The organism is Kitasatospora nipponensis (genome assembly GCF_039528135.1).
GTDB lineage: Bacteria > Actinomycetota > Actinomycetes > Streptomycetales > Streptomycetaceae > Kitasatospora > Kitasatospora nipponensis.
This window is the reverse complement of record NZ_BAAALF010000029.1, coordinates 19,140-43,016: the sequence shown is the minus strand read 5'-3', so window position 1 is coordinate 43,016 and position 23,877 is coordinate 19,140. Positions and strand designations below refer to the sequence as shown.

General features: G+C 74.5%; 19 protein-coding genes. 9 read left to right on the top strand and 10 right to left on the bottom strand.

Annotated elements, in window-relative coordinates; all coding sequences use genetic code 11:
* Positions 1-23: 23 nt before the first annotated feature.
* Entirely contained in the window at positions 24-1,220 is a 1,197-nt protein-coding gene (locus tag ABD323_RS11385; protein ID WP_344441219.1) for an MFS transporter, read from the top strand.
* 99 nt (positions 1,221-1,319) lie between these two features.
* A complete protein-coding gene (locus ABD323_RS11380; RefSeq protein ID WP_344441218.1) occupies positions 1,320-2,045 on the top strand; it encodes a TVP38/TMEM64 family protein in 726 nt (241 codons plus the stop codon).
* A 75-nt stretch (positions 2,046-2,120) separates the two neighbouring features.
* Here ABD323_RS11380 and ABD323_RS11375 read toward each other — a convergent pair whose 3' ends face one another.
* Positions 2,121-2,855 (bottom strand): SDR family oxidoreductase, encoded by a 735-nt coding sequence (locus ABD323_RS11375; RefSeq protein WP_344441217.1) that lies wholly within the window; start codon positions 2,853-2,855, stop codon positions 2,121-2,123.
* A 117-nt stretch (positions 2,856-2,972) separates the two neighbouring features.
* Here ABD323_RS11375 and ABD323_RS11370 point away from each other — a divergent pair, with 117 nt between their 5' ends.
* The 4 genes from ABD323_RS11370 to ABD323_RS11355 all read left to right on the top strand — a co-directional run bounded on the left by ABD323_RS11370 (position 2,973) and on the right by ABD323_RS11355 (position 6,455).
* Positions 2,973-3,485: a DinB family protein gene (locus tag ABD323_RS11370; protein WP_344441216.1), complete on the top strand. Its 513-nt coding sequence runs from the start codon at positions 2,973-2,975 to the stop codon at positions 3,483-3,485.
* Between the two features lie 304 nt (positions 3,486-3,789).
* Positions 3,790-4,185, top strand: coding sequence for a cell division protein SepF (locus ABD323_RS11365; RefSeq protein ID WP_344441215.1), 396 nt, complete (start codon positions 3,790-3,792; stop codon positions 4,183-4,185).
* Positions 4,186-4,314: 129 nt separating this feature from the next.
* Positions 4,315-4,869, top strand: a complete 555-nt coding sequence (locus ABD323_RS11360) for a TetR/AcrR family transcriptional regulator (protein ID WP_344441214.1) — start codon at positions 4,315-4,317, stop codon at positions 4,867-4,869.
* A complete protein-coding gene (locus ABD323_RS11355; RefSeq protein ID WP_344441212.1) occupies positions 4,866-6,455 on the top strand; it encodes an MFS transporter in 1,590 nt (529 codons plus the stop codon). The genes ABD323_RS11360 and ABD323_RS11355 overlap by 4 nt, the downstream gene beginning before the upstream one ends.
* Before the next feature lie 67 nt (positions 6,456-6,522).
* On the opposite strand, the gene ABD323_RS11350 is transcribed toward ABD323_RS11355, so the two are convergent.
* The 7 genes from ABD323_RS11350 to ABD323_RS11320 all read right to left on the bottom strand — a co-directional run bounded on the left by ABD323_RS11350 (position 6,523) and on the right by ABD323_RS11320 (position 18,294).
* Positions 6,523-8,988 carry a SpoIIE family protein phosphatase gene (locus ABD323_RS11350; RefSeq protein ID WP_344441211.1) on the bottom strand — a complete coding sequence of 822 codons (2,466 nt, stop codon included), beginning with the start codon at positions 8,986-8,988 and terminating at the stop codon, positions 6,523-6,525.
* 219 nt (positions 8,989-9,207) lie between these two features.
* Positions 9,208-9,825 carry a TetR/AcrR family transcriptional regulator gene (locus ABD323_RS11345; protein ID WP_344441210.1) on the bottom strand — a complete coding sequence of 206 codons (618 nt, stop codon included), beginning with the start codon at positions 9,823-9,825 and terminating at the stop codon, positions 9,208-9,210.
* Between the two features lie 142 nt (positions 9,826-9,967).
* Entirely contained in the window at positions 9,968-11,575 is a 1,608-nt protein-coding gene (locus ABD323_RS11340; protein WP_344441209.1) for an AMP-binding protein, read from the bottom strand.
* A gap of 123 nt (positions 11,576-11,698) precedes the next feature.
* Complete coding sequence (locus ABD323_RS11335) at positions 11,699-12,880, bottom strand: acyl-CoA dehydrogenase family protein (RefSeq protein ID WP_344441207.1); 1,182 nt, start codon at positions 12,878-12,880, stop codon at positions 11,699-11,701.
* A gap of 16 nt (positions 12,881-12,896) precedes the next feature.
* On the bottom strand, positions 12,897-14,882 hold the full coding sequence (locus tag ABD323_RS11330) for an acetyl/propionyl/methylcrotonyl-CoA carboxylase subunit alpha (protein WP_344441205.1): 1,986 nt from the start codon (positions 14,880-14,882) through the stop codon (positions 12,897-12,899).
* An 11-nt stretch (positions 14,883-14,893) separates the two neighbouring features.
* Positions 14,894-16,492: an acyl-CoA carboxylase subunit beta gene (locus tag ABD323_RS11325; RefSeq protein WP_344441203.1), complete on the bottom strand. Its 1,599-nt coding sequence runs from the start codon at positions 16,490-16,492 to the stop codon at positions 14,894-14,896.
* Positions 16,489-18,294: an acyclic terpene utilization AtuA family protein gene (locus ABD323_RS11320; RefSeq protein ID WP_425555956.1), complete on the bottom strand. Its 1,806-nt coding sequence runs from the start codon at positions 18,292-18,294 to the stop codon at positions 16,489-16,491. Before ABD323_RS11320 ends, ABD323_RS11325 begins: the two co-directional genes overlap by 4 nt.
* A 256-nt stretch (positions 18,295-18,550) precedes the next feature.
* On the opposite strand from ABD323_RS11320, the gene ABD323_RS11315 reads away from it, so the two are divergent.
* Positions 18,551-19,222, top strand: a complete 672-nt coding sequence (locus ABD323_RS11315) for a cysteine hydrolase family protein (protein ID WP_344441202.1) — start codon at positions 18,551-18,553, stop codon at positions 19,220-19,222.
* A gap of 143 nt (positions 19,223-19,365) precedes the next feature.
* Here ABD323_RS11315 and ABD323_RS11310 read toward each other — a convergent pair whose 3' ends face one another.
* A complete protein-coding gene (locus ABD323_RS11310; protein ID WP_344441201.1) occupies positions 19,366-19,782 on the bottom strand; it encodes a VOC family protein in 417 nt (138 codons plus the stop codon).
* Positions 19,783-19,792: 10 nt separating this feature from the next.
* Entirely contained in the window at positions 19,793-20,167 is a 375-nt protein-coding gene (locus ABD323_RS11305) for a helix-turn-helix transcriptional regulator (RefSeq protein ID WP_344441237.1), read from the bottom strand.
* Between the two features lie 241 nt (positions 20,168-20,408).
* Between ABD323_RS11305 and ABD323_RS11300 the strand changes: the two genes are divergently transcribed.
* Both ABD323_RS11300 and ABD323_RS11295 read left to right on the top strand, forming a co-directional pair.
* Positions 20,409-22,874: an ATP-binding cassette domain-containing protein gene (locus ABD323_RS11300; protein WP_344441199.1), complete on the top strand. Its 2,466-nt coding sequence runs from the start codon at positions 20,409-20,411 to the stop codon at positions 22,872-22,874.
* 384 nt (positions 22,875-23,258) lie between these two features.
* Positions 23,259-23,877 (top strand): hypothetical protein (locus ABD323_RS11295; protein WP_344441198.1); only part of this gene is annotated, 619 nt, incomplete at its 3' end.

Sequence of the window (23,877 nt, the reverse complement as noted above, 5' to 3'; positions counted from 1 at the left end):
TGCCCCTGGGGAGGGAACCGTCCATGCCGACCACCACCACCGCACCCTCGCTGCGCCGGGCCCGGGTCGCCGTCGCCCTGGTCTTCGCCGTGCACGGCGCGGTCGCCGGCAGCTTCGCCACCCGGATCCCGGCCGTCCAGCACCGGCTGCAGCTGAGCCCCGGGCAGCTGGGCGTGGCCCTGGTGATGCCCGCGCTGGCCGCCTCGATCGCGATGCCGCTGGCCGGCCGGATCACCCACCGGCTCGGCGCCCGGGCCGCGCTGCGGCTGCTGCTGGCGCTGTACTGCCTGGCCCTGACGCTGCCGGCGATCGCCCCCGGACTGCCCTGGCTCTGCCTGGCGCTGGCGCTCTTCGGGGCGAGCGCGGGGATGACCGACGTGGCGATGAACGCCGAGGGCGTGGAGGTCGAGCAGCGCCTGGGCCGCTCGATCATGTCCGGCCTGCACGGGATGTGGAGCGCCGGCGGTCTCGTCGCCTCGGTCTTCGGCGCCCTGGCGGCCCGCCAGCACCTGGACGCGCGCGTCCACCTGGCGCTGGCCGCCGGGGTGCTGCTGGTGATCGGCCAGCTGGTCTGCACCGGGCTGCTGGACGTCCGGCCCCAGCCACAGGCCGAGGCGCCGCCCCGGTTCGCGCTGCCGCCGCGCTCGGCGGTGGCGATCGGCCTGGTCGGCTTCTGCGCGGTCTTCGCCGAGGGCGCCGGCATGGACTGGTCCGGCGTCTACCTGCACGACGTCACGCACGCAGCGGCCGGCACGGCCGCCGCCGGGTACACCGCCTTCGCCCTGACCATGACCGCCGCCCGGCTGGCCGGCGACGCGGTGGTGCGCCGGCTCGGCCCGGTGCGCACGGTGCGCCTGGGCGGCGCGGTGGCGACCGTGGGCGGGGTGCTCGTGGTGCTCGCCCGCACCTCCGCGCTGGCGATCCCGGGCTTCGCCCTGCTGGGGATCGGCATCGCGGTCGTGGTCGCGCTGGCCTTCGCGGCGGCCGGCCACGCCGGCCCCAACCCCAGCCTGGCGATCGCCGGCGTCGCCACCGTCACCTACACCTCGGGGCTGGTCGCCCCCGCGATCGTCGGCGCGCTGGCCCAGGCCACCTCGTTGAGCGTCTCGTTCGTCCTGGTCACCGCGCTGGCCGCGGCCCTCGTCGTGACCGCCGGCGCCCTGCGCCAGGACACCCGCGGCGCGGAGCGGGCCCCCGTGCCGACCGACGCCCGGGTCTGAGCCGGGCGGCGGGACGGGCCGGACCGGCCGCCGGCGAGCGGGCCGCCGGGCGCAACGGCCCGGTGCCGGCGCGGAAGGCGGCTGCACTACGCTCGGCGGATGCCCTTCGCCGCCCCGCTGCACCGCGCCGTCCGCTCCCCGTGGGCGCGCCCGGTGCTGCTGCTGGTGATCCTGGCGGCCGCGGCGGGCGCCGCGCTGCTGTGGGATCCGCGGGTGCTGGCCACCGCGGTGCCCGGGATCTGGCGGGCACCGGCGTTCGCCGTGCTCTTCGCGCTCGGCACCCTCGCCTTCGTGCCCAAGCCCGCGCTCAGCGTGGCCGCCGGGGTGCTGTTCGGCACCGAGCGCGGCCTGCCGCTGGCGGTGCTCGGCACCACCGCGGGTGCCGCGCTCGCCTTCGGGCTCGGGCGCGGCCTGGGACGACGGGCACTGCGCCCGCTGCTGCGCGGCCGGGCGCTGACCGCCCTGGACCGGCGGCTGACCGAGCAGGGTTTTCGCAGCGTCCTGCTGCTGCGGCTGGTGCCGGGGGTGCCGTTCCAGGCGATCAACCTCGGGGCGGCGCTCTCCGGCGTGCGGCTGCGGCCGTTCCTGGCCGGCACCGCGCTGGGCGTGCTGCCGGGCACCGCGGCGTACGTGGTCGCCGGCGCCTCGGCCGGCTCGCCCGGCTCCCCCGCCTTCCTGGCCGCCACTGCCGCGATCGTGCTGATGGCACTGCTCAGCCTGGCGGCGATGTGGCGCACCCGGCGGCGCGAGGCGGCAGGAGCTACGACGGCAGTGGGGGTCACGGCGGAGGCGGAGGCGCCGGTGCCGGCGGCCGCGACCGGCTGACCGGGCGACCGCCGGCCCGCGGCGCCCGGGTGCGCGACGCGCGAGGGCGCGGGGGCCTCGGGCGCGCGGGGTGCCTCACAGACCGCCGGCCACCCGCAGGATCGCGCCGGTCGCGTAGGAGGCGTCCGGCGAGAGCAGCCAGGCGACCGCCGCCGCGATCTCCTCGGGCTGGCCGGGCCGGCCCATCGGGATCATCGGGGCGACCCGGGCCGGACGGTCCGGCTCGCCGCCACCGGCGTGGAACTCGGTCTCGATGGTCCCGGGTGAGACCGCGTTCACCCGGATCCCGGCCGCGCCGAGCTCCTTGGCCAGACCGATGGTCAGGGTGTCCGTGGCGGCCTTGGTGGCCGCGTAGTGCACGTACTCGCCGGGGCTGCCCAGGGTGGCCGCCGCCGAGGAGACGTTGACGATCGCGCCGCCGCGCGCGAAGTCCCGCGCCGCGCGCCGGGCGCAGAGCAGGTAGCCGACCAGGTTGACGTCCACCACCCGGCGCAGGTCCTCGGCCCGCAGGTCGGCGAGCCGACCTTGCAGGCTGGTCACCGCGGCGTTGTTGACCAGCCCGGTGACCGTGCCCAGCCCCTCGGCGGCGCGGTCGAAGAACCGCTCCACGTCCGCCTCGACGGCGGTGTCCAGCTGGACGGTGAGCGCCTTCGCGCCGGTGGCGCGGACCTCCGCGGCGACCTGCTCGGCGGCCTGCGCGTCGCTGCGGTAACCGATCGCCAGGTCGTGCCCCTCGGCGGCGAGGCGGCGGCAGACGGCCGCGCCGATCCCCCGGCTCCCTCCGGTGACCACGGTGACGGGGCGAGTCATGCGGTGCTCCTTCGTCGGCGTTGCCCGGACCGGACCGACCGGGCCCGGTGACACCTGGAGCGTACCGGTGGGCAATTGACTCGCCGACGGGCCCGGTCCTGCGCCAGGATGGCTCCCATGAACGAGACTCCCGAGCGCGTCGAGCCGCCCTTCGCCGCCGACGAGAGCACCATGCTCGCCAGCTGGCTCGACTTCCACCGGGCCACCCTGGCGCTCAAGTGCGCGGACCTGACGGACGAGCAGCTCAAGCGGCGCCCGGTGACGCCGTCCACGCTGAGCCTGCTGGGCCTGGTGCGGCACCTCGCGGAGGTGGAGAACTACTGGTTCCAGGTGGTGCTGCACGGCGGCGACCCGACCCCGCTCTACTACACCGACGAGGACCGCGACTACGACTTCAACGGTGTGGACGACGCGGACGCGGCCACCGACCTCGCCGCCTGGCACCGGGAGGTCGAGCGGGCCCGTACCGCGGTCGCCGACCTCCCGCTGGAGACGGTCGGCAAGACCCTGCGGGCCGGCGAGGGCGTGACCCTGCGCTGGATCATGGTCCACATGATCGAGGAGTACGCGCGGCACAACGGGCACGCCGACCTGTTGCGCGAGGCCGTGGACGGCCGCACCGGCGAGTGAACCCGGCTCCGGCCGGCCGCTCGCGACCCGGGACGCACCGGGGTGACCTGCCGTCAACTCAGCCTTGACCGGCGGGCAGACGGGTGATCCGCGGGCCGGGGCCGCAACCGGCCGCCCACCTGCGGCGTCACCTCTTGATGAGGAGTGGCGCATGCCGTCGGCATGCGCCACAACTCGAACGGCGCGCCAGGGCGGGCGCCGCAGCGGTGATCAGTGCGATACTCGGACAGTTCCGACGAGTGGATGCCGCGTCAGATGACCGCGCGACACACGGGACCAGACGGGACAGACAGGGAGGCGCGGCATGGGAGCACTTCGCGACGAGCACCACAACGGGTGGCTGATGCCGTCCGGTAGCTACCCCGCCGCGGTGTACGAGGACGACGACTGGTCCACCGCCGACACGATCCCGGTTCTTCCGAACCCGGCACGGATCGTCTCGGTGAAGCCCACCGGCTTCGAGTCCGCCCGGACGGTCGGCGAGCACATCAGGTCCGGTACCCCGGTGGTGATGGACGTGACGGAGATGAACGACGGCGAGGCCAAGCGGATGGTCGACTTCGCCTCCGGCCTGGTCTTCGGCACCCGGGGCGGGATCGAGCGGATCGCCCGGCGGGTCTTCCTGCTCACACCGGCGGAGGTCGAGGTCATGGTGATCGACCGGCCGCTGGACGACAGCGGCTTCTACAACCAGAGCTGACCGGAACCCCCACGGGGGCGGTCGACCGACCGGAGGTGGCCACGCCACCTCCGGTTTTTTGCTGCCCTCGAACCGCACCCCGGCATCTCACATGAGACGTGGATGTCTCAGATGAGCTATGCTCTTCTCATGGCAATCGATCGCGACTCGGTCCTCACGGCAGCCGTCGGGGTGCTCTCCCGCCAGCCGACCGCCCATCTGGACGAGATCGCCCGCGCCGCCGGCATCAGCCGCGCCTCGCTGCACCGGATCTTCCCCGGTCGTGACGCGCTGATCCGCGAGGTGGGCCTGCTCGCGCTGCGCCGCTACAACACCGCGCTGGACACCGCCGCCATCGAGACCGGCAACGCCGCCGACGCGCTGCGCCGGCTGGCGGAGATCCTGGCGCCGGACGCCGCGCTCTGCGCCTTCCTGGCCGGCGAGAACCAGCTCTTCGACGATCCGGAGCTCTGCGCCCTCTGGGAGGACCAGGACGCCCGGGTCCGCGCCTTCTTCCTGCGCGGCCAGCAGGAGGGGGTGTTCCGGATCGAGCTGTCGGCCGGCTGGCTCAGCGAGGCCTTCTTCGACCTGCTGGCCGGCGTCGGCTGGGCCGTCCAGGACGGCCGCCTCGCCCCGCGTGACAGTGCCTTCGCCCTCATCGAGCTCTTCCTCGGCGGAGCTCTCAGGAGTCCTTCCACCTCATGAGCAACACCGGCAGTACCCGTAGCGCCGCCATCACCGCCCCCGCCTCGACCTCCCAGACCGTCTGCGACCTCGTCCGCCCCACCGCCGCGCCGCCCACCGCGCGCCGGCGCTGGGCGGGGCTGGCCGTGCTCGTGCTGGCCGTCCTGCTGGTCGTGGTGGACGCCACCGTCCTGGTCCTGGCGATCCCCTCGATCACCGAGACACTCGCTCCCAGTGCCACCCAGCTGCTCTGGATCGGCGACATCTACTCCTTCGTGCTGGCCGGACTGCTGGTCAGCATGGGCTCGCTCAGCGACCGGATCGGCCGCAAGCGGCTGCTGCTGCTGGGCGCCACCGCCTTCGGCGCGGCCTCGCTGCTGGCCGCCTACGCCCCGAGCCCGGCCTGGCTGATCGCGGCCCGCGCGCTGCTCGGGGTGGCCGGGGCGACCATCATGCCCTCCACCCTCTCGCTGATCCGCGCGCTCTTCCCCGACGCCCGCGAGCGGGCCACCGCGATCGGCCTGTGGGGCGCGGCCGCCACCGCCGGCGCCGCGGCCGGCCCGCTGGTCGGCGGCCTGCTGCTGGAGCACTTCTGGTGGGGTTCGGTCTTCCTGCTCAACCTGCCGGTGCTGGCCCTGTTGCTGGTCCTGGGCGGCTGGCTGCTGCCCGAGTCGCGGGACCCCAGGCCGGGCCGCTGGGACCTGGCGAGCGTGCTGCTGTCGATGAGCGGCCTGATCGCGGTGGTCTACGCGGTCAAGGAGGCCGCCGCGCACGGCCCCCTGCGCTGGGACGTGGCGGTGCCGGCGGTGCTGGGCGCCGCGGCGCTGGTCCTGTTCGTCCGGCGCCAGCTGCGGTTGGCGACCCCGCTGCTGGACGTGCGGCTCTTCGCCGACCGGCGGTTCACCGCGGCCGTGCTGGGCGCGCTGATCGCGGTCTTCGGGCTGGCCGGCGTGGTCTTCTTCATGTCGCAGTACCTGCAGCTGGTGCGCGGCTACTCGCCGCTGACGGCGGGGCTCGCCGAGCTGCCGGCCTTCGCCGGTGCGGTGGCGGGCTCCGTGCTGACCGCCCGCCTCGCCCGCCGGGCCGGCGCGCGGGCCGCGCTGGTCGCCGGGATGGCGGTGCTGGGCCTGGGCCTGGGCGTCCTGGGGTGGCTGCAGCAGGACACCTCGTATCTGCTGCTCGCGGCCGTCTTCGTGGCGGTCGGCGCCGGCGAGGGGCTGGTCTACACGCTCTCCGCGGACCTGGTGCTGAGCGCCGCGCCCGCCGAGAAGGCCGGCGCCGCCTCGGCGAGCTCCGAGACGGCCTACGAGCTGGGCACGGCGCTGGGCATCGCGCTCTTCGGCTCGGTGCTGACCGCGGTCTACACCGGTTCGATGGCGCTGCCCGACGGACTGGACCCGGCGCTGGCCGGCCGGGCCCGCGAGTCGCTCGGCTCGGCGATCGAGGTGGCCGGCTCGCTGCCCGGCCCGGCCGGACCGGCGCTGGCCCACGCGGCGCGCTCCGCGTTCGTGCAGGGCATGGGCCTGGCCGCGCTGCTCGGCGCGGGTGTGGTGCTGCTCGGCGCGGGGCTGGCCTGGTGGCTGCTGCGCGGGCGCCGCACGGGCTGACGCGGCCCGGTGGCACGGGTCTCGGTTGCCCGGTGCCGGGTTGGCCCGGTGCCGGGTGACCTGGTGGTCAGCTGCCCGGCGGGCCGGCGCCGAGCGGTGAGGTGCCGAGCGGGAGCTCCAGCTCGGCCCAGACCACCTTGCCGTCCCGGGTCGGGCGGCTGCCCCAGCGGTGGGCCAGCTCGTTGACCAGGTACATCCCGCGCCCGCCCTCGTCCTCCGAACCGGCCGGGCGCAGCCGCGGCGTCTGGCCGCCGGAGTCGGCGACCTCCTCCGTCAGCGCCCGGTCGCGGAAGAGCCGCAGCCGGCGCGGCTGCCCGGCGTGCACCAGGGCGTTCGTGACCAGCTCGCTGACCAGCAGCTCCGCGAAGTCGGCGAGCGGGGCCAGCCCCCAGCCGGCGAGCGTGCGGCGGGTGAAGCGGCGGGCCAGCGAGGGCATCGGGCCCTCGCCGGTGAGCGGCAGGGTGGCGATCCGGTCGCGGGGCACCGGCAGCGCCCGGGCCATGATCATCGCCACGTCGTCCTCGCTGCCGCCGCGCACCAGGGTGGAGATCACCGCGTCGCAGTGCGCCTCCAGGGTGCGGCCGCGGGCGGCCAGCGTGGTGCAGAGCTCGTTGATCCCGTGGTCGATGTCCTCGCCGCGGCGCTCGACCAGGCCGTCGGTGTAGAGGGTGAGGATGGAGCCCTCCGGCACGGTGAACTCGGTGTTCTCGAACGCCACGCCGCCCACGCCCAGCGGCACCCCCGGCGGCACCTCCAGCGCCCGGGTCTGCCCGTCCGCGCCCATCACCACCGGCGGCAGGTGCCCGGCGCTGGCCACCGTGCAGCTGCGGTCCACTGGGTCGTAGACCGCGCAGACGCAGGTGGCGAACTGGCCCTCGCCGATCCCGGTGGCGGTCTCGTCCAGCCGGGCCAGCACGGTGGCGGGCGGCATGTCCAGGGTGGCCAGGGTGCGCGCGACGGTGCGCAGCTGGCCCATCGTGGCGGCCGCCCGGATGCCGTGGCCCATCACGTCGCCCACCACCAGCGCCACCCGGCCGCAGGAGAGCGGCACCACGTCGAACCAGTCGCCGCCCACCTCGCTGACCACGCTGCTGGGCAGGTAGCGGTAGGCGATCTCCAGGCCCAGCGTGCGGTGGATCTCCTGCGGCAGCAGGCTGCGCTGCAGGGTCAGCGCGGTGTCGCGCTCGCGCCGGTAGAGGCGGGCGTTGTCGATGCAGACGGCGGTGCGGGCGACCAGTTCCTCGGCGAGCGCCACGTCCGAGTCGCTGAACGCCTCGGGGTTGCGGGTCCGCACGAACTCGGCCCCGCCCAGCACCATGCCGCGGGCCAGCAGCGGCACCAGCAGGTAGGAGTGGATGCCGGCCGCCAGGCCCGGGGCGACCCGCTCCTCGCGCGGCGCCAGGCGGCGCAGCGCCGGCTCGTCGACGTGGGCCACCACCATCGGGCGCCCGCTGCGCAGGCTCTTGGTGTAGATCCGGTGCGAGTCGTAGGCGGTGGTCTCGCCGACCGCGTCGGCCACGTCGGTGAGCCCCGCGCCGAACGCCTCGCCGGCCGCCACCGCGCGCAGCAGCACGCCCTGGTCGGGGGCGAGCAGGCCGGGCTCCTCGCCCTGCAGCACCGGGTCGAGCAGGTCGACGGTGGCGAAGTCGGCGAACTTCGGCACGACGGCGGCGACCAGTTCCTCGGCGGTGCGCTGCATGTCCAGCGTGGTGCCGATCCGGGCGGTGGCCTCGGCCAGCAGGGTCAGCCGCTCCTGCGCCCGGGCGGCGCGGGCCTCGGCCTGGAAGCGCTCGGTGACGTCGATGATCGAGGAGCTGACGCCGAGCACCCGCCCGGAGGCGTCGGCGAGCCGGAAGTAGGAGGCCGACCAGGCGCGGTCACGGCGCGGGTCCCCGGGCGTTCGGCCGTACGAGCGGGCGTCCACCACCGGCCGGCCGGTGGCCAGCACCTGGCGCATCACGGCCTCGATCTCGGTGCCGTTGAGCCCGGGCAGCACCGCGTCGATGCGCCGGCCGAGGTGCTCCGCCACCGGCAGGCCGTTGATCCGGGCCAGCGCCGGGTTGAGCCGCACGAAGCGCAGCTCGGTGTCGTAGACCGCCATCCCGATCGGGGACTGGGTGAAGTAGCCGTCGAGCACCGCGAGGTCCGCCTCGACCTGCTGCAGCGCGCGCACGTCGGAGCCGGTGGCGAGCACCAAGGGGCGGCCGCCCGGGCCGGTGATGCCGTAGGTGCGGAAGTCCAGCTCGACCTCGTGGCCGTCGCGGTGGCGGACCGGGAAGACCCCCGACCAGCGCCGGCCGGCCAGGATGCTCTCGTAGAGCTCGAAGACCTCGGGGCGGTTGCTGTCGCTGGTCAGCAGGGGCGCGGCGAAGTGGCCGACGATCTCGTCGGCGCGCCAGCCCAGCAGCCGTTCGGCGTCCTCGCTCCAGTGCAGCACCACGCCGTCGGCGTCGCGCAGCGCGGTGGCCACCGGGACCAGGCGGTGGCCGTCCAGGCTGGCGCGGACGATCTCGGGCGCGCCGGGGGTGGGCACGGCGGCTGCGGGCCCGACGGCTCCGGCCCCGGCGGCTCCGGGCCCGGCGGGCGTGCCGGGTGGCGCCCCGGCGGGCTGGCCCCCTTCGGGCGGGGGGCCGGGCGGTGGTGTGTGCATGGTCTGGCAACCACCCCAGCGGCTCGATCCCGGTCTGACCACTCCAGCCTGCCTGGTCATCGCCGGTGCGGCGACCGCGCGCCGACCACCGGTGACCGGCCGTCAGTCGCCGCGGTGCCCGCGCAGCGCGTCCTCGAGCATCGCGGACCACTGCCGGACCACCCCGCGGCGGCGGGCCGCGTCGTCGGTGAGCAGGTTGGCCAGGCCCAGGCCGCGGGCCAGGTCCATGGTGGCCTGGACGGTCTCGCGGACCCCGGCGGCGCCCTCGTCGACGCCCAGGAACTCCAGCGCGGCGCGGTGCGACTCGCGCCCGACCCGGTTCTCCAGGGCGACGATGCGCTCGCGCAGCGGCTCCTCGGTGGCCGCGGCCACCCACAGGTGCAGGGCGGCGCGGAAGAGCGGGCCGGTGTAGAGGCGCACGATCAGCTCGACGACGGCCTCGGTGCGGGCCGGGCCGGGCGGCGGCAGCTCGCCGGTGCCCGGCCCCCCCCCCGTCAGCCGCTCGGCGGTGACGTGCTCGACGGCGGCGGTGAAGAGGTCCTCGCGGGTCGGGAAGTGGTGCTGGGCCGCGCCGCGGGTGACGCCGGCCCGTTCGGCCACCACGGTGACGGTGCTGCCGTTCCAGCCCAGCTCGGCGAGGCACTCGACGGCCGCTTCCAGCAGCCGGCGCCGGGTGGCGCGGCTGCGGTCCTGCTGCGGGGTACGGGCGGCGGTGGTCATGGCGGTGCGCTCCGGTGGGGGGTGGGGCCGGCTCTGGGGCTCGGGGCGCGGGCCCGGCCACCGCATCCTCGCAGACGGCGGCCGGGGTGTGGGGCGACGGCGGGCTCGCGGCGGCCGGGGACGGTGCGGCGGCCGGGGGCGGTCAGCGGCCGCGCAGCTCGCGGCGCAGGATCTTGCCGCTGGCGGACTTGGGCACCGCGGTCAGGAAGTCGACCGCGCGGACCTTCTTGTACGGCGCCACCCGGGCCGCGACGAACTCGATCACCTCGGGCTCGGTCAGGCCGCTGCCGGGCGCGCGGACCACGAAGGCCTTGGGCCGCTCGGTGCCGTCCTCGTCGGTGACGCCGACCACCGCGGCGTCGGCGATCTGCGGGTGGGTGAGCAGCAGCGCCTCCAGCTCGGCGGGGGCGACCTGGTAGCCCTTGTACTTGATCAGCTCCTTGACCCGGTCGACGATGTGCAGGTAGCCGCGCTCGTCCATCCGCCCGATGTCGCCGGTGTGCAGCCAGCCCTCGGCGTCGATCATCGCGTCGGTGTCACCGGGGCGCCCGAAGTACCCCTTCATCACCTGCGGGCCGCGGATCAGGATCTCGCCGCTCTCGCCCACCCCGAGGTCGCGGCCCGGGTCGTCCACCGAGAGCACCCGCAGCTCGGTGGAGGCGATCAGCCGCCCCACCGCGCCGGGCGAGGGCTCCGGGTCGTCCAGCGGCACCAGGTGGGTGGCGGGCGAGAGCTCGGTCATGCCGTAGCCCTGGTGGACGGTGGGCAGGCCCAGCCGGGCGGCGCAGGCGGCGGCCAGGTCGGCGTCGAGCGGGGCGGCGGCGCTGAGCACGTAACGCACCGAGGAGAGGTCGAAGGAGTCGACCAGCGGGTGCTTGGCCAGCGCCAGCACGATCGGCGGGGCGACCAGGACGCCCTCGATGCGCTGGTCCTGGAGGGTGCGCAGGAACTGCTCCAGGTCGAAGCGCGGCAGCACGACCACGGTGGCGCCGGCCCGCAGCGGGCGGTGCAGCAGGGCGCACAGGCCGTAGATGTGGAAGAAGGGCAACACGGCGATCAGCCGCTCGCCGGGTTCGGTGGGGTGCACGGCCTGCACCTGGGCCAGGTTGGTGGCCACCGAGCGGTGGGTCAGCATCACGCCCTTGGGCAGGCCGGTGGTGCCGCTGGAGTAGGGCAGCACCGCGAGGTCGACGCCCGGCTCTATCGTCACCACCGGCTCGGGGGCGGTGCTGGCCAGCAGGTCGGCCAGCGTGCGCAGAGTCGGGGCGGCCGCGGCGTCGGCGGCGGGGGCCGGGGGCGCCGCGGGGGTGTCCAGCAGGATGACCTCGCGGATCTGCGGGTCGGCCAGCTGGGCGACGGCGGCCAGCGAGACGGGCAGCAGCGCGGAGGCGGTGAGGATCCAGCGCGCGCCGCTGTCGCGCAGCTGCGTGGCGAGCTCCTCGGGGGTGGCCAGCGAGGAGACCGTGGTGACGGTGGCGCCGGCCCTGCTGCAGCCGTAGAGGGCCACCGGGTAGACGATGCTGTTGGGGCTGTGCAGCGCGACGACGTCCCCCTGGCGCACCCCGGCCTCGGCCAGCCCGGCCGCCGTCCGGCCCACCGCGGCGATCAGTTCGCGGTAGCTGAGGCTCTCGCCGGTGACGCCGTCGACCAGCGCCGGGGCGTCGCCGTAACGGGCGGCCTCGCCCAGCACGGCCTCGTGGACCGGCAGGTCCAGGGCGGGGACGTCGGGATACGCGCTGCGGAACACCATGGCGACTCCTGCGGGGGTGCGGGGTGGTGGCCGGTTCGGCCATGCCGGAGGTGGTACCCGGGTGCCGGGGCGCGCACGCGCGGCGAAGCGCGCGGATGCCCGCCCCGGCACGGCTGCGTGCGGTCAGTAGGAGCGCGGCAGGCCCAGGGTGTGCTGGGCCACGTAGTTGAGGATCATCTCGCGGCTGACCGGCGCCACCCGGCCCACCCGGGTGGCGGCCAACAGCGCGGCCAGCCCGTACTCCTGGGTCAGCCCGTTGCCGCCCAGGGTCTGCACGGCCTGGTCGACGGTGCGCGAAGCCGCCTCGCCGGAGGCGTACTTGGCCATGTTGGCGGCCTCGCCGGCGGCCAGGTCGTCCCCGGCGTCGTAGAGGTGGGCGGCCTTGCGCATCATCAGCCGGGCCATCTCGATCTCGATCGCGCACTGCGCGAGCGGGTGGGCCAGCCCCTGGTGGGCGCCGATCGGCCGGTCCCAGACGGTGCGGGTCTTCGCGTACTCGACGGCCGTGTTCAGCGCCTGGCGGGCGACGCCCAACGAGAAGGCGGCGGTCATGATCCGCTCCGGGTTGAGCCCGGCGAAGAGCTGCAGCAGGCCGGCGTTCTCGTCGCCGACCAACGCGTCGGCGGGCAGCCGGACGTCGTCCAGGAAGACCTGGTACTGGCGCTCGGGCGACAGGAGTTCCATCGGGATCGGGCGGTACTCGAAGCCGGGGGTCTCGCGCGGCACGATGAAGAGCGCGGGCTTGAGCTTGCCGGTGCGCGCGTCGGCGGTGCGGCCGACCACCAGGACGGCGTCCGAGCCCTCGATGCCGGAGATGAAGACCTTGCGGCCGTTCAGGATCCAGTCCTCGCCGTCGCGCTGGGCGACGGTGGACAGGCGGTGCGAGTTGGAGCCGGCGTCCGGCTCGGTGATCGCGAAGGCCATCCGGCGGCTGCCGTCGGCCAGGCCCGGCAGCCAGTGCTGCTTCTGCTCCTCGGTGCCGAACCGGGCGATGATGGTGCCGCAGATCGCCGGGGAGACCACCAGCATCAGCAGCGGGCAGCCGACGGTTCCCAACTCCTCCAGCACGATGGCGAGTTCGGTGACTCCGGCGCCACCTCCACCGTACTCCTCCGGGAGGTTGACGCCCAGGAAGCCCAACTTTCCTGCCTCCTCCCAGAGTTCGTCGGTCTGCTCGCCGGCCCGGGCCTTGGCCAGGAAGTAGGACGAGCCGAAGCGGCGCCCGAGGTCGCCGACGGCCCTGCGCAGGGCGATCCGCTCGGGGGTCTCGATCAGCGGGCTCTCGGTGGTGCTCGGTGCGGACATCTCCGGTCCTTCCGGGTCAGGTGAGGGCTTCGTCGGTGGTGGGGACGGCGGGGCCGGCGGGGGTGGTCGGGACGGTGGCGTCCGGCGGCTCGGCGGTCGGGGTGACGACGGCGAGCAGGGCACCGAGGTCGACCTGCTGGCCGGTCGTGGCCCGCAGTTCGGCCAGCACGCCGTCGACCGGGGCGACCACCTGGTGCTCCATCTTCATCGCCTCCAGCCAGAGCAGCGGGCGCCCGGCCGTCACGCGCTCGCCGACCGCCGCCCCCAGGCGCACCACGGTGCCGGGCATCGGAGCCAGCAGTGCGCCGGGGTCACGCTGTTCGACCGGCTCGGGGAAGCGCGGAAGTACGGTCAGCGCGAACGAACCTGACGGGCTGTCACAGTAGGCGGTGCCGGCGTGGACGGCGACCTCGATGGTGCGCCGGATGCCGTCCACCGCCAGCACGACCCGCTGCCCGGTGGCCGACAGCAGCCGCACCCCCGGGTACCGGTCAGCCCGCAGGCCGTCCCGGGTGATCCGGTAGCTGACCTCCAACTCCGTCCCGTCGACTGCCCGGTAGCGCTTGATCTGCGACTGCGAGGGCAGGTTGCGCCAGCCGGAGGGCAGCGCGGACGGGCGGGCGGCGGCGTCCGCGAGGGCCGCGGCCAGCGCGGCCAGCGGCAGGTCGCGCTTCTCCTGCGCGGCGGGGCGCAGTTCGGCGGCGTGCTCGGTCAGGAAGGCGGTGTGCACCTGGCCGGCCAGGAAGGCCGGATGGCGCAGCGCGCGGACCAGCAACTCCCGGTTGGTGACCAGCCCGTGGATCCTGGCGCGGCCGAGCGCGTCGGCCAGCCGGCGGGCCGCGGCCGCCCGGGTGGGGGCCCAGACGATCACCTTGGCGAGCATCGCGTCGTAGTGGATGCCCACCGTGCTGCCGCTCTCCACACCGGAGTCGATCCGCAGGTCGGTGCCGGCGGGGAAGTCGATGCGGTGCAGGGTGCCGGTCTGCGGCTGCCAGTCGGCGGCCGGGTCCTCGGCGTAGAGCCGGGCCTCGATCGCGTGCCCTCGGGCGGCGGGCGCCTCGGCGGGCAGTCGCTCGCCCTCGGCGACGGCCAACTGGAGTGCCACCAGATCGAGTCCGGTGACCTCCTCGGTCACCGGGTGCTCCACCTGCAGTCGGGTGTTCATCTCCAGGAAGAAGAACCGGCCGTCCGGCGCCAGCAGGAACTCGGCCGTACCCGCCCCGGTGTAGCCGATCGCGCGGGCCGCGGCGGTGGCGGCGCGCGACAGTTCGACTCGCAGCGCCTCGTCCAGGCCGGGGGCCGGGGTCTCCTCGATCACCTTCTGGTGGCGGCGCTGCAGCGAGCAGTCGCGCTCGCCGAGCGCCCAGACGGTGCCGTGGCCGTCGGCCAGCAGCTGTACCTCGACGTGCCGGCCGGTCGGCAGGTACGGCTCGCAGAACACCTCCGGCGAGCCGAAGGCGGCCACCGCCTCGGCCGCCGCGGCAGCCAACTCGCCTGTCAGGTCGGCGAGTCGGCGCACCACCCGCATGCCTCGGCCGCCACCGCCGGCGGCCGCCTTGACCAGCAGCGGCAGGTCGGCCTCGGTGGCCGCGGACGGCTCGACCGGGGCCAGCACCGGCACGCCGGCGGCCGCCATGAGCTGCTTGGCCGCGGTCTTGGACCCCATCGCGGCCATCGCCCCGGGCGGCGGGCCGACCCAGGTCAGGCCGGCGTCGAGCACCGCGCGGGCGAAGGCCGGATCCTCGGAGAGGAAGCCGTAGCCGGGGTGGACGGCGTCCGCACCCGCCGCCAGCGCGGCCTTCACCAGCAGGTCGGCGCGCAGGTAGGTGTCGCCCGGCGCGGCACCCGGCAGGTGGACGGCCGAGTCGGCCTCGCGGACGTGCGGTGCGTCCGCGTCGGGGTCGGAGTGGACCGCCACCGTGGCGATCCCGAGCTCCCGGCAGGTGCGGAAGATCCGCCGGGCGATCTCACCGCGGTTGGCGACCAGCAGGGCAGTGATCATCTGAGGCTCACTCACATTCGGAAGACGCCGTAGCCGCGCGCGCCCTGGACGGGGGCGCTGTGGACCGCGGAGAGGCAGAGGCCGAGCACGGTGCGGGTGTCGCGCGGGTCGATCACGCCGTCGTCGTAGAGCCGGCCGGAGAGGAAGGCCGGCAGCGACTCGGCCTCGATCTGCTGCTCCACCATGGCGCGGATCGCCGCGTCCGCGTCCTCGTCGTACGGCTGCCCCTTGGCGGCGGCCGACTGCCGGGCCACGATCGAGAGCACGCCGGCGAGTTGCTGCGGTCCCATCACCGCGGACTTGGCGCTCGGCCAGGCGAACAGGAACCGCGGGTCGTAGGCCCGCCCGCACATCCCGTAGTGACCGGCGCCGTAGGAGGCGCCCATCAGCACCGAGATGTGCGGCACGGTGCTGTTGGCCACCGCGTTGATCATCATCGCGCCGTGCTTGATGATGCCGCCCTGCTCGTAGTCCCGGCCCACCATGTAGCCGGTGGTGTTGTGCAGGAAGAGCAGCGGGATGTCCCGCTGGTTGGCCAACTGGATGAACTGGGCCGCCTTCTGCGACTCGGCGCTGAAGAGCACGCCCTGCGCGTTCGCCAGGATGCCGACCGGGAAGCCGTGCACGGTGGCCCAGCCGGTGGCCAGGCTGGTGCCGTAGCGGGGCTTGAACTCGTCGAAGTCGGACCCGTCGACGATCCGCGCGATCACCTCGCGGGGGTCGAACGGCACCTTGAGGTCGCCCGGCACGATGCCGAGCAGCTCCTCCTCGTCGAACCGCGGCGGCGCGGCGGCCGGGTCGGGCCCCGGGCCGGCCTTGCGCCAGTGCAGGCGGTGCACGATCCGGCGGGCCAGGCGCAGCGCGTCCGGCTCGTCGGCGGCGAAGTGGTCGGCCAGCCCGGAGACCCGGGCGTGCATGTCGGCGCCGCCCAGCGACTCGTCGTCGGACTCCTCGCCGGTGGCCATCTTGACCAGCGGCGGACCGCCGAGGAAGACCTTGGCGCGCTCCTTGACCATCACGGTGTGGTCGGACATGCCGGGCACGTAGGCGCCGCCGGCGGTGGAGTTGCCGAAGACCACCGCGACGGTGGGGATCCCGGCGGCGGAGAGCCGGGTCAGGTCGCGGAAGAGCGCGCCGCCGGGGATGAAGATCTCCTTCTGGCTCGGCAGGTCCGCGCCGCCGGACTCAACCAGGTTGATCAGCGGCAGCCGGTTGCGCAGCGCGATCTCGTTGGCGCGCAGGGCCTTGCGCAGGGTCCAGGGGTTGCTCGCGCCACCGCGCACGGTCGGATCGTTGGCGGTGATGACGCACTCGGTGCCCTCGACCGTGCCGATGCCGGTGACCAGGGCGGCGCCCACCGGGTAGTCGCTGCCCCAGGCGGCCAGCGGGGAGAGCTCCAGGAAGGGGGTGTCCGGGTCCAGCAGCAGCTCGATCCGCTCGCGCGCCAGCAGCTTGCCGCGGGCGCGGTGGCGCTCGACGTACTTGGCACCGCCGCCGGCCAGCGCCTTGGCGTGTTCGGTGTCCAGCGCGGCGAGCTTGTCGAGCATCGCGGTGCGGTGGGCCTGGAAGTCGGCGCCCGCCGGGTCGAGGCGGGAGGGGAGCGCGGTCACAGCAGGGCCTCCGGGAGGTCGAGATGGCGCGAGCGGAGCCACTCCCCCAGCGCCTTGGCCTGCGGGTCGAACCGCGCCTGCGCGGCCACCCCCTCGCCGAGCAGACCTTCGATGACGAAGTTGACGGCCCGCAGGTTGGGCAGCAGGTGGCGGGTGATCGGGAGGTCGGCGGTCTCGGGGAGCAGGATGCGCAGCCGCTCGGCGGTCAGGGTGTGGGCGAGCCAGCGCCAGGCGTCCTCGTCGCGGACCCAGACGCCGAGGTTGGCGTCGCCGCCCTTGTCACCGCTGCGGGCGCCCGCGATCAGGCCCAGCGGCGCGCGGCGGGTCGGGCCGGGGGGTGGCGGCGGTGGCAGCGGTGCGCTGTCGGGGGCGTCGAGTGGGACGGCGTCGAGCTGGGCGGGGGTGGCCGGCGGGATCGGGTGGCGGGTGCCGTCGGGGTGCACCGCCCAGTGCTCCACGAGCTTGGCGTCCAGGTGCACGGCCTCGAACACCCCGTAGGGCGCGCCCGGCCCCGGCAGCGCCGTCAGGTGGAAGCCGGGGTACCCGGCCAGGCCGAGCTCGTCGGCGGCCGCGCTCAGCGCACGTCCGACCTTCGCCTGGTCCGCGTCCCGCGCCGTGAGGTGCAGGTAGGCGCTGGCCTGTTGCTCGGTGGCCGCGTCCGGCTGGTCGGTGCGGGCCAGCGTCCAGCGCAGCTCGGCGGGACGCGCGGCCGGCTCCAGGACGTGCTCCAGCTGGCTGCGGACCAGCGCCGCCTTGGCCTCGACGTCGAGGCCGGTCAGCACGAAGACCACCTCGTTGCGCCAGCCGCCGATCCGGTTCAGGCCGACCTTGAGCGTGGGCGGCGGCGCCTCGCCGCGCACCCCGCTGATCCGCACCCGGTCCGGGCCCTGTTGCTCGAGCCGGACGGTGTCCAGCCGGGCCGTCACGTCCGGCCCCAGGTAACGCGGTCCCCCGGTCTCGTAGAGGAGTTGGGCGGTGACCGTGCCGACCGTGACGGCGCCGCCGGTCCCCGGGTGCTTGGTGATCACGCTGCTGCCGTCCGCGTGCACCTCGGCCAGCGGGAAGCCGGGGTGGGTGAGGTCGGCGTGCGCCGCCAGCTCGGTGAAGAAGGCGTAGTTGCCGCCGGTCGCCTGCGCGCCGCACTCCAGCACGTGCCCCGCCACCACGGCGCCGGCCAGCGCGTCCAGGTCCTGCGGACCCCAGCCGAAGTGGGCGGCGGCCGGGCCGGCCACCAGCGCGGCGTCGGTGACCCGCCCGGTGACCACCAGCTGCGCACCGCCGCGCAGGCAGTCGGCGATCCCCCAGGCCCCGAGGTAGGCGTTGGCCGCCAGCAGCCCCTCGGTGCGGGTGAACTCGCCGGCGCGGGCCAGCAGATCGTCCCCGGTGACGTGCGCGACCTTCAGCGCGATGCCCTGGGAGGCGGCCAACTCGGCGGTGGCCTCGGCGAGTCGGGCCGGGTTGAGGCCGCCCGCGTTGACCACGATGCGCACCCCGCGGTCCACCGCCAGCCCCAGGCACTCCTCCAACTGCCGCAGGAACACCTTGGCGTAGCCGAGCCGCGGGTCCTTGATCCGGTCCCGCGCCAGGATCAGCATGGTCAGCTCGGCCAGGTAGTCCCCGGTGAGCACGTCCAGCGGCCCACCCGTCAGCATCTCCCGCACCGCCGCGAACCGGTCCCCGTAGAAACCCGAGGCGTTGCCGATCCGCAGCGGGGTCACGGCCCTGGGCCCGGTCGGCGCACCGCCCACCACGGTGGGCAGCGGGACCGGCGACGGGTCGGGTATCGGGGCAGCTGCGGTCATCGGGGCCGGACCTCTCTCCACTCACGGCGAAGCGCACGCGCCACCACCCTCCTGACCCCGGGTCAGGCACGGCGGCCTCGAGGGCCGGTACGGGCGCGGCGGACTCAGCAGGAAGCGTGGCAGCGGCGGCCGCAAAAAACAAGCATGCGTGCATGCTTGTTCCGATCCCATGTCCAACCAATGAGTTGGAAATGGGATCGGCTCGCGCTAATGTCCAACTCATCAGTTGGAAACAGCCCGACCAGGGAGCCCGACCATGACCGCCGTGTCCGCCATGCCCACCGTGTCCGCCACATCCGCACGCCCGAACGCCGCCCTCGTCCTGATCGAGTTCCAGCGCGAGTGGCTCGACCCCGAGCACGGCCGCCTCCACCACCTCGTCGAGGACCGCGACCTGCTCGACACCGCCGTCCACGGCGCGGCCGCCGCCCTGGCCGCGGCCCGCACGCACGGCGTCCCCGTCATCCACGTGCCGCTCGTCCTCTCCCCCGGGGCACCGGAGTTGGCGAGCTGGACCCCGGCCGTGCTCGGCCTGCGCGCGGCGATCCCCAAGGCCGGCACCTGGATCCAGGGCAGCCCCGGCGTCGAGTTCGCCGAGGCCTTCCGGCCCGCCCCCGACGAGCCGGTCGTGCGCGGCCGCGCGGGCGCCAGCGCCTTCGCCGGCTCCTCCGACCTCGACCTGATCCTGCGCCGACTGGCCGTCACCGACCTGTACCTGGCCGGCTTCGCCACCCACGTGTGCGTCGAGTCCACCCTGCGCGAGGCCCACGACCGCGGCTACACCGCCCACGTCGTCCACGACGCATGCGCCGCCTTCACCCGCGCCCAGCAGGACCACGTCCGCGAGCACGTGATCCACCACTTCGGCGCCGAGACGGACGCCGCCACCTTCGCCGCCACCCTGGACGCCGCACTCGGCACCCGCTGAGGGCAGGCCGCACACGTCGATGTCACGGTGCACGACGTCACCCCGCACCGAAGGGATCGGAGTCATCCCACGCCGCCGGCTGCCGGCCACAGGTCGCTGGAACGCTGATCCAAGAGGTCGACACACGTGCGGGCGGGTCGGGGTTACTTCGCGAGGGACTGGGTGAAGCGGACCATGTTGCCGGCCGGGTCGCGGAAGGCGCAGTCGCGGACGCCGTAGAACTGGTCCGTCGGCTCCTGCATCACCTCGCCGCCCGCGGCGCTGATGCGCTCGAAGGCGGCGTCGCAGTCGTCGGTGGCGAAGATGACGCCGCGCAGCAGGCCCTTGGCCAGGAGCTCGGTCATGGCCTGCTTGTCGGCCGCCGAGGCGTTGGGGTCGGCGAGCGGCGGCTCCAGGACGATGTTCACGTCCGGCTGCGAGGGTGCCCCGATGGTCACCCAACGCATCCCCTCGTACCCGACGTCGTTGCGCACCTCCAGGCCGAGCACGTCACGGTAGAAGTCGAGCGCCTTGTCGTGGTCGTCGACGGCGATGAAGCACTGGGAGAGTTTGATGTCCATGCCGTTCACGCTACGGCTGGGCGTCGGGACGCGCTTCTCCGTTCCTGACCGGTCGCGTGTGGATCTTGGAAATGCACGCCGGGATCGCCGCGGCCTGCTCGTGACTGCGGGCCCGGTAGGCGCTGGGGCTCTCGCCGACGAGCTCGGTGAAGCGCGAGCTGAACGACCCCAGCGACGTACAGCCGACGGCGAAGCAGACCTCGGTCACGCTGAGGTCGCCACGTCGCAGCAGCGCCTTGGCCCGCTCGATGCGGCGGGTCATCAGGTAGCTGTAGGGCGACTCGCCGAAGGCCGCGCGGAAGCTGCGGGAGAAGTGGCCCGAGGACATCAGGGCGTCCCGGGCCAGTGCCGCGACGTCGAGCGGCTCGGCGTAGTCACGGTCCATCCGATCGCGCGCCCGCCGCAGTCGGACGAGGTCGTCGAGTTCCTGGCGTCTCACCCGACCAGCTTCCCACAGCGGCTGGGGCCGGTGGGGAGGGAGGAGCCGGGGGGCCGCGGGCAGCGGGTCCCGAAGCGATCAGGATTTGAGAAGCGCGGGGCACCGGGCCACAACTAGCCTGATCGCCAGAGCGGGTGCCGGCGCACCGTCGCCACGAGGGCGGCCCCGCACCACGGACGGAGACATGATGAGCATGGCCACGAGGACGGACCCGCGGTCGCCTGCACCGCACGCCACCGGCAGCCACGACCTGATCCGTGTGCACGGCGCACGCGAGAACAACCTCAGGGACGTCAGCATCGAGATCCCGAAGCGGCGGCTGACGGTGTTCACCGGCGTCTCCGGCTCGGGCAAGAGCTCCCTGGTCTTCGGCACGATCGCGGCGGAGTCGCAGCGGCTGATCAACGAGACCTACAGCGCCTTCGTGCAGGGCTTCATGCCGACGCTGGCACGCCCCGAGGTCGACGTCCTCGAAGGCCTGACCACCGCGATCATCGTCGACCAGCAGCGGATGACGGCCGACGCCCGCTCCACGGTCGGCACCGCCACCGACGCCAACGCGCTGCTGCGCGTCCTGTTCAGCCGGCTCGGGCAGCCGCACATCGGCTCGCCCAACGCGTTCTCCTTCAACGTCGCCTCGGTCCGGGCCAGCGGTGCGATCACGGTCGAGCGCGGCGGCGGCAAGACCGTGCGGCAGGACTTCAGCCGCACCGGCGGCATGTGCCCGCGCTGCGAGGGCCTGGGCAAGGTCTCCGACATCGACCTCGCCCAGCTCTTCGACGACTCCAAGTCGCTGGCCGAGGGCGCGATCACCATCCCCGGCTACACCGTGGACGGCTTCTGGACGGTGCGGCCCTTCATCGAGTCGGGGTTCCTCGACCCGAACAAGCCGATCCGCAAGTACACCAAGAAGGAACTGCAGGTCTTCCTGCACCGCGAGCCGGTCAAGGTGAAGGTCGACGGCGTCAACGTCACCTACGAGGGGCTGATCCCGAAGATCCAGAAGTCGTTCCTCTCCAAGGACCGCACGGCACTGCAGCCGCACATCCGGGAGTTCGTGGACCGGGCGGTCACCTTCACGGCCTGCCCGGAGTGCGACGGCACCCGGCTCAGCGAGGCCGCCCGCTCCTCACGGATCGGCGGGATCAACATCGCCGACGCCTGCGCGATGCAGATCAGCGACCTGGCCGCCTGGGTCCGCGGACTCGACGAGCCCTCGGTGGCGCCGCTGCTCGCCGGGCTGCAGCAGATCCTGGACTCGGTCGTGGAGATCGGGCTGGGCTACCTCGCGCTCGAGCGGTCGTCGGGCACGCTGTCGGGCGGCGAGGCGCAGCGCGTCAAGATGATCCGCCACCTCGGCTCCTCGCTGACCGACGTCACCTACGTCTTCGACGAGCCGACCACGGGGCTGCACCCCCATGACATCCAGCGGATGAACGGCCTGCTGCTGCGGCTGCGGGACAAGGGGAACACGGTGCTCGTCGTGGAGCACAAGCCGGAGACGATCGCGATCGCCGACCACGTCGTCGACCTCGGTCCCGGCGCCGGCGCGGCGGGCGGCACGGTCTGCTTCGAAGGCAGCGTCGAGAAGCTGCGCGTCAGCGGGACCGTCACCGGGCGCCACTTCGACGACCGGGCCGCCCTCAAGGAGAGCGTGCGGACGCCGACCGGCGCGCTGGAGATCCGCGGCGCGGCGACGAACAACCTGCACGGCGTGGACGTCGACATCCCGCTCGGGGTGCTGGTCGTGGTCACCGGCGTCGCCGGCTCCGGCAAGAGCTCGCTCGTGCACGGCTCGCTGGTCAACGGGTCGCCGGGCACCGGCTCCGCGGCCGGCGTGGGTGTCGGCGCCGGGGTGGGCACCGGGGTGGGCGCCGGGGTGGTGTCCATCGACCAGAGCCCGATCCGCGGCTCGCGACGGAGCAACCCGGCGACGTACTCCGGGCTCCTGGACCCGATCCGCAAGGCGTTCGCGAAGGCCAACGGCGTGAAGCCGGCGCTCTTCAGCGCCAACTCCGAGGGCGCCTGCCCGAACTGCAACGGCGCCGGCGTCATCTACACCGACCTGGCGATGATGGCCGGCGTCGCCACCGTCTGCGAGGAGTGCGAGGGCCGGCGCTACCAGGCGTCGGTGCTGGAGTACCACCTGGCCGGCCGCGACATCAGCGAGGTGCTGGCGATGTCGGTGACCGAGGCCCAGGAGTTCTTCGGCGCCGGCGAGGCGCGCATCCCGGCCGCGCAGGCCGTCCTCGGCCGGCTGGCCGACGTCGGGCTCGGCTACCTCAGCCTCGGCCAGCCGCTCACCACGCTCTCCGGCGGCGAGCGGCAGCGGCTCAAGCTGGCCACCCGGATGAGCGAGAAGGGCGGCGTCTACGTCCTGGACGAGCCGACCACCGGCCTGCACCTCGCCGACGTCGAGCAGTTGCTCGGCCTGCTCGACCGGCTCGTCGACGGCGGCAAGTCGGTCGTCGTCATCGAGCACCACCAGGCGGTCATGGCGCACGCCGACTGGATCGTCGACCTCGGCCCCGGCGCCGGTCACGACGGCGGGCGGATCGTCTTCGAGGGCACCCCGGCCGACCTGGTCGCCGCCCGCACCACCCTCACCGGCGAGCACCTCGCGGCCTACGTCGGCGGCACGGGCCAGGGGTAGCCCCCCGGGGGGTGGTCGGCGAGGTCGCCGACTCGGTCGCCGGCGTCGACATGGCCCGCGGCGACCTCCAGGCCGTCCGGGAGGCAGAGGTCGATCCGGGGCCCGGGGAGGCAAAGCTTTGGGCTACCCGGGCTTCGAAGAGGCTGGGAGGTCGATGGGACCCACCGCCCGCCCACGGGGTGACGATTACGGACAGAAGGTGTCGGATCGCCGGCCACGCACGTGACGGGCGCCACAGCTTCCCCGGCGGACTGCGGGAAGTTCCCAGGAAGGCACAGGCTTCCTAAACGACGGGGCGGTTCAGTCAGGAGGCCGTTGGCGTCCAGCCCCCGCTACGCCAACGGCACTTCCGCACTTCCCGCACCGAACCAGGAGGCACCGGCCTTGTCCCGGACCATCATCCGCTCCGCCGGCGCCGCCGCCCTGCTCGCCGCCGGGCTGCTCCTCACCGGTTGTTCCTCCTCCTCGACCAGCGTGTCGTCCTCCTCGGCGGCGTCCGGCTCGCCGTCGGCGGCGGCCTCCGGCAGCCGCTCGCAGGCGATGGCCGCCTACACCGACTGCCTCTCGAAGCACGGCGTGACGATCCCCACCGGGCGTCCGTCGGGCCGCCCGAGCGGGCGACCCAGCGGACGGCCGAGCGATCGGCCCAGCGGCTCGCCCGGCGGCGGCGGCTTCTTCGGCGGCGGCTCGCCCGACCCGGCCCGCGAGGCCGCGATGCAGGCCTGCGCCTCGCTGCGGCCGCAGGGACAGGGCGGCGGGCAGGGCGGCGGCTTCAACAGCACCGCGCTGCAGGCCTTCACCAGCTGCATGAAGGACCACGGGGTGACGGTGCCGGCCACCGGCGGGATGCGGGCCCTCAACACGGCCGACCCGGCCACCGCGGCCGCGTACCAGACCTGCGCCCCGCTGCTGCCGGTCCGCGGTTCCGGCGCGCCGTCGGACGCCGCCTCGCCGAGCGCCGCCGACAGCCCGACCTGGCCGCCGCGGTGGTGCTGGCGGAGCG